The organism is Sphaerospermopsis sp. FACHB-1094 (genome assembly GCF_014696195.1).
In the GTDB taxonomy this organism is placed as follows: domain Bacteria; phylum Cyanobacteriota; class Cyanobacteriia; order Cyanobacteriales; family Nostocaceae; genus Sphaerospermopsis; species Sphaerospermopsis kisseleviana.
Genome location: NZ_JACJPT010000196.1, coordinates 1 through 5204 on the forward strand (window position 1 = coordinate 1; position 5204 = coordinate 5204).

General features: G+C 38.6%; 5 protein-coding genes. 1 reads left to right on the top strand and 4 read right to left on the bottom strand.

Annotation, left to right across the window (positions count from 1 at the left end; genetic code table 11):
- Positions 1 to 439: 439 nt before the first annotated feature.
- Positions 440 to 868: a hypothetical protein gene (locus H6F47_RS26755; RefSeq protein ID WP_096567017.1), complete on the bottom strand. Its 429-nt coding sequence runs from the start codon at positions 866 to 868 to the stop codon at positions 440 to 442.
- 56 nt (positions 869 to 924) lie between these two features.
- Positions 925 to 1473 carry a bifunctional adenosylcobinamide kinase/adenosylcobinamide-phosphate guanylyltransferase gene (gene cobU, locus H6F47_RS26760; protein WP_096567019.1) on the bottom strand — a complete coding sequence of 183 codons (549 nt, stop codon included), beginning with the start codon at positions 1471 to 1473 and terminating at the stop codon, positions 925 to 927.
- A 252-nt stretch (positions 1474 to 1725) separates the two neighbouring features.
- On the opposite strand from cobU, the gene H6F47_RS26765 reads away from it, so the two are divergent.
- Positions 1726 to 2529 (top strand): hypothetical protein, encoded by an 804-nt coding sequence (locus H6F47_RS26765; protein ID WP_137668968.1) that lies wholly within the window; start codon positions 1726 to 1728, stop codon positions 2527 to 2529.
- A 401-nt stretch (positions 2530 to 2930) separates the two neighbouring features.
- Here the strand turns inward: H6F47_RS26765 and H6F47_RS26770 are convergent, their stop codons facing one another.
- Positions 2931 to 3410: a hypothetical protein gene (locus tag H6F47_RS26770; protein ID WP_190347109.1), complete on the bottom strand. Its 480-nt coding sequence runs from the start codon at positions 3408 to 3410 to the stop codon at positions 2931 to 2933.
- 494 nt (positions 3411 to 3904) lie between these two features.
- Positions 3905 to 4987, bottom strand: coding sequence for a class I fructose-bisphosphate aldolase (locus H6F47_RS26775; RefSeq protein ID WP_096567025.1), 1083 nt, complete (start codon positions 4985 to 4987; stop codon positions 3905 to 3907).
- Positions 4988 to 5204: the final 217 nt, after the last annotated feature.

Genomic DNA, 5204 nt, shown 5'->3' on the forward strand with positions numbered 1-5204 from the left:
CAGGAGTCAGGAGTCAGGAGTCAGGAGTCAGGAGTCAGGAGTCAGGAGTCAGGAGTCAGGAGTCAGGAGGAGATTTGAAAATTTCTTTGCTATCTCTCGAAATTCCAAAAAATGCACACTTTTTCAGGTATACCCTTCAAAACCCTTGCACTTTTTTCCTCTTTATCAGCGTGTAACCTTTGATATATCTGGGTTTTAGGTTTATTCAGCAAACCCTACTTAGTTCTTTCTGTGACTCTGGAAACATTTCTTTGTCCTGTATATGCAATATACACCAGAAGAGTTTGGACGCAGTGCGGATTCGATTTTGATTTTGGAAGAAAGCAAGTAAACAAAAAGATCCCGGACTTTTTAAAGAAGTCGGGATCTCTGCAATTATGAGTGAAAATCAAAAATAATTTCAAAAAATAATTTAACAACTTATTTTGTGAACAAATTGTTAAATTGATGAAGGCACATTTTCCAGCAAGCGATCGCGAATTTCTATCAATTGTTCTTGAGTATTAACTGGACATCTTGGCGGTGGTAGTTCATTATTAGGCCAAGTAGGCAAATAATAACAAGGACACAATATTGATGGCATTCCCATAGTTTTAACAGGTACTGGCATCGCGCAGCGCCCACAAGGCAGGACTTCCCAAGTTGGGGTTAGCAGTTCGGCTATGTTTTCTTGAGTATCTTCTAAATAACAATCACGGGTTTCTAAGGCAAGAATTTGTTGCCAACACTCTTCAAACTCTGGACTATAGTTATTGCCCTTTAGCACTGGGTTAGGCAAGAAACTTTGATTACTATGACCGACTATCACTTTCTTCCCTAATTGAAACCAGTGAGCAAGATATTTTTTTACGTTTTGTTTGTTTGCCATATATTAATTGTAGATTTAAATGAGGGAATCTGAGTCCATTAATCCTTAATTTTGCATTAAGATTTGCTTGGTGGTAAGGGAAACCCAAGAACACTGAGATTAAGAACATGACCACCAGTTACTAAGTAAACCGATTCACATATTGCACCTAACTGACGGACTAAACTACCTAAGCGATCGCGAAATTTTCGACCTATAGGATAAGCTGGAACTACACCCCAACCAGTTTCTTCAGCAACAAACAGCAAATCAGCATCAATTAAACGTACTACTTCTAACAATTCTGCTAAGGTTTTTTCCCAGCTTAAATCATCCTCTTCCAAAAAATTAGCTACCCAAGTTCCCAAAGAATCAATCAAAATACAGGTATCAGATTTGGCATTACTGAGAGTGTCCGCCAGTTCCACAGGTACACACAGAGTTACCCAATCTTGTAGACGACGTTGTTTGTGTTTTTCAATGCGTTCTTGCCACTCTTGATCCTGGGGATTTTCCATTGCTGTTGCTATATAAATAACCTGTTTCCCGGACTGAATTGCTAAATTTTCTGCCCATTCACTTTTTCCTGAACGTGCTGGACCTGTTACTAAAATAACTCTACTCATAATTAATTATATTAATTGCCAATAAAAATACAACGCCTACCAACCCTTTGCACAAGAAAACCAGATAAATTTGCACTTTTGACAAACTTCCAAAACTCACATCTTGCACCTTCTCAATAAAAGTGCAGTGGGCATTGCCCACCCTACGCAATAATCAGGGTTGTAGACTTAGATTTTCACAATAAGATGATGGTGCAAGATATGATAATAGTTAAAAAGTATCGGCAGCACAAGAAGCTTTAGGATCTGTTTATGAAACCAGGTTTAAAACGCATTGAGGCAACTTTACATGATTTAGGGATACGTAGTACCGACTTACCACCAGAAACCAGTGATGGGACAAAACGCCCATTCTCCTTTAGAATTAGCATCGGAGCTAAAAAAAGCCAAGAAGTTAAAGAAAATTCAGCCAATCAAGACATTAACACAGTTGATATAAATACCAATAAAGAAACCAATCCCCAATCACAGCCACATTTATTTTCTAAACATAATTCCGTACAAACTTTCCCAGCCCAAGAAACTGAAGTCAAAACACCTAGCTTACCCAAGTTTAAAACACCGAGCTTTAGTAACCATCGTCACGGTGCAAATCCAGCATTAGCGATGAATCTTTTACAAGAGATTCAAGAGATTGTAGCAGGATGGCAAACAGAATTACAATCAATTCTCCAGCAAATTCAGGATATTTATTTAGAAGGTCCAGTGATTAATGGCTGGTTAGAGTCGAATCCCCAAGAACCAGAACCAGGGGGAACTGCAACCCTGCGTCATGGGGAAGTTGAACGACTAATGGATTATGTGCAAGAGATTTGCGAGTCAAAAGAGAATGCTTCTTATCAATCATCCCGTACTGGCTACCGCCTTTGTGGAATTGATGCTACTGGTAAAGCCTGGTCGCGTCAATGTCCAGTTGATCAAGTTCCTCAAGTTAGCATGGCTATTGCCCGTTACCAAAAATTACGTCAGCTTTTTGGACGTAAACAATCTCTGGAAACTCGTTTAAACCAATTAGCGGAAACTCTTGTGGCTTTACACAGCCATATTCAACAGTGATAAGTAGGTAAGCGTTAAAAATTGTCGTTATGATCAGGCTGAAGGCAGAAGGCAAGAAGCCTATTCTGCGGAATTTTTTGCTTTTTTCCCTGGAAAGGGGAGGTTTTAAACCTTAAATGAAACAATTGTCAATGGTCAATTGTCAATTTTTACTTAGGGTTTGCTGAATAAACCTAAAACCTTGATATATCAAAGGTTAGAGGCTGATAAACACAGAAATTAGTGCAAGGGTTTTGAAGGGTATACCGGAAAAAGTGTGCATTTTTGGGGATTTCAAGAGATGGCAAAGAAATTTTCAAATCTCCTCCTGAGTCCTGACTCCTGACTCCTGACTCCTGACTCCTGACTCCTGACTCCTGACTCCTATGCCCTCACGGAAAGACTTTCTCAGCAACCCCTACTTAATAATCTCCTCTTGCAGCTTTATTTCTGATTAACTCCTGTTCAATTTCACTCTTTTCATAATCCTGTGCGCCAAAAGTTCGTTTTAGGGGTTCATTACCCAACTCTTCCCCTGCACGTTTGAGCATCTTGATCGGATTTTTTTGTCTACTTCCAGTTCCCAAATCTTTAGGAATTACTTCACCTGCACGCTTGCCACTTTCGATATAATCATCACCTATTTCTGGTGTTGTATATACCTTGGCTTTCCCCCTTTCTTTAGTTGAGTAAAAAGGTCTAACAACATCAGTTCTCACTAATTTCCCAGCTTTATTAGAATAATATGGTCGAGTTATTTCTGGCTTTTGGTTTTTCAGGGAATAATAACCAGCAGCCTGAGCCGAAAGCATAGGTAAGCCAATTAACCAGATTAAACCAGCTAACATCAATATAGCAAGTTGGCGGTGAATTTGATTAAATAATCTCTTTATTTCCCACATGAGAAAAATGTCCTTTTGAATATTTTACAAATGCCTAAATCTTAAAAAAATCTCCTTTAACTAACGTCTTACTTGGGGTTGGTTAAATGTATATAAAAAGTAATGTAAATAGGGCTTGCTGAATAAACCCAAAATACTTGTAAATAAAAGGTTTGAGGCTGATCAGGAGGAAAGAAAGTGCAAGATTTTTGAAGGGTACACCTTAAAAACTGTGCATTTTGGGTCTGATAAATTAGAAAATCTGGGGATAACAGATAGCTCAAACTATTCCCTATTCCCTATTCCCTATTCCCTATTCCCTGCCTCAACGAAGGGACTTTTTCAGCAAACCCTAAATACAGCAGTAGGAGTTTAGCAATGCTAAACCCCTACAGGTTTCCTATCCCCATGATGAGACTTTGATGGCTTACACCATGCTGCGGTATCAAAAAATCATTTCATACATCAGGTATTTGCAACAAAACAAAATCAAGCTGCAAAATCAAGCTGCAAAATCAAGCTATAGTTACCTGATGTGATAAATAAACATCTTGAATAGCGTGAAACAAGCGCACCCCTTCCTCAAACGGACGCTGAAAAGTCTTTCTGCCAGAAATTAATCCTGTACCACCAGCACGTTTATTAATTACAGCAGTCCTTACCGCTTCAGCAAAATCATTTTTACCAGAAGTACCTCCAGAATTAATTAATCCTACCCTGCCAGCATAACAATTTAATACTTGATAACGAGTTAAATCTATGGGGTGTTTTGTGGTTAATTCTGTGTAAACTCGCTCATCAGTTTTACCGTAACTTTTACCTGTAGCTTTAGCAATTGCTTCATAACCATGATTGCATTCTGGTAATTTTTGTTTAATGATATCCGCTTCAATGGTGACACCCAAATGATTCGCTTGTCCAGTTAAATCAGCAGCTAAGTGATAATCTTGATCTTGTTGAAAATTGCTATTTCGCAAATAACACCAAAGCACAGTTGCCATACCCAATTCATGGGCGTGTTTAAAAGCTTGACTTACTTCTTGAATTTGTCTATCAGACTCTGGTGAACCAAAATAAATTGTTGCCCCGACTGCGGTTGCCCCCAAATGCCAAGCTTGCCAAACGTCTGCAAACATAATTTGGTCAAATTGATTAGGATAAGTCAACAATTGATTATGATTTATTTTGGCAATAAAGGGGATTTTATGGGCATATTTGCGGGACACACTGCCTAATACACCTAAAGTTGTAGCCACAGCATTACAACCTGCTTCTATTGCTAATTTCACAATATTTTCGGGATCAAAATAAATTGGATTAGGTGCAAAAGCAGACCCCGCTGAGTGTTCAATACCTTGGTCCACAGGGAGGATAGAAAGATAGCCAGTATTTGCTAAACGTCCGGTAGAATAGATTTGTTGTAAATTTCTTACCACACGGGGAGAGCGATCGCTATTGATCCAAACTCGATCTATAAAATCTGCTCCTGGTAAATGCAGCAAATCTGAAGAAACCTTGGCTTTATATGTTAGCAAATCTTCTGCTTCTTTACCTAGTAATGATTCCAAGGAATTGGGTTGTAATAAGGTTGTAGTCATATTTTTTTTCTCACGTACACAACCAGAAAACTTAGAAAGGTTTTTGGTTAAACACTATTACTATTTAGGGCTTTTAAATGATGATTTTGTCTACTTTCCCAAGACATATATAAATAGGGGTTGCTGAGAAAGTCTTTCCGTGAGGGCATAGGAGTCAGGAGTCAGGAGTCAGGAGTCAGGAGGAGATTTGAAAATTTCTTTGCCATCTCTTGAAATC